Raw genomic sequence first — 511 nt, 5'->3', positions numbered from 1 at the left:
GTACGGCGGTGAGCAATTCCCGTTCGGTTACGCATAACGTGAAAATTCAGCCGCGACGGGCTCCAAAGTGTACGACAAGACGTGGAAGACACCAACTTTCGAAATCAGCAACAGCCCGTCGTCGGCTGCAATGGGGGTTATACCCACTCCAGAGCCCCTGCCTCCGTTGGATTTCTCCAAGCTACTCCAGGCCCTGGAAGGTCCGGCGTAGCCTGAAGAAGGTATTCTCACTATCCCACGAGAAAAGTGTCATAACTGCTTCTCCATTCAGATGGTCTTTCGGGACGTATCCCCAGAACCGACTGTCTAGTGAGTTGTCACGGTTGTCCCCCATCACGAAGAAGTAGTCTTGCTCGAACGTGTATCTACGTTTCCGCTGACCGTCGATTCGATAAACACCGTTGTCAACTCGTTCAGCCCGGTGTCCCTCATATTTTCGGATCACTTTTTTGTAGAGCGACCACGTTGAGTCGGTGAGCTGGACCGTTTGATTTTCTCCCGGGACAGGAAC

At 52.6% G+C, this 511-nt stretch carries 1 protein-coding gene; it reads right to left on the bottom strand.

The window, feature by feature from the left end; all coding sequences use genetic code 11:
• Positions 1–181: 181 nt before the first annotated feature.
• The coding region (gene lepB, locus EXE46_RS16355; RefSeq protein WP_137689374.1) for a signal peptidase I at positions 182–511 on the bottom strand (330 nt) is incomplete at its 5' end.

The organism is Halorubrum sp. GN11_10-6_MGM, assembly GCF_005435165.1.
Lineage (GTDB): Archaea > Halobacteriota > Halobacteria > Halobacteriales > Haloferacaceae > Halorubrum.
This window is presented reverse-complemented; position numbering and strand designations above follow the sequence as displayed.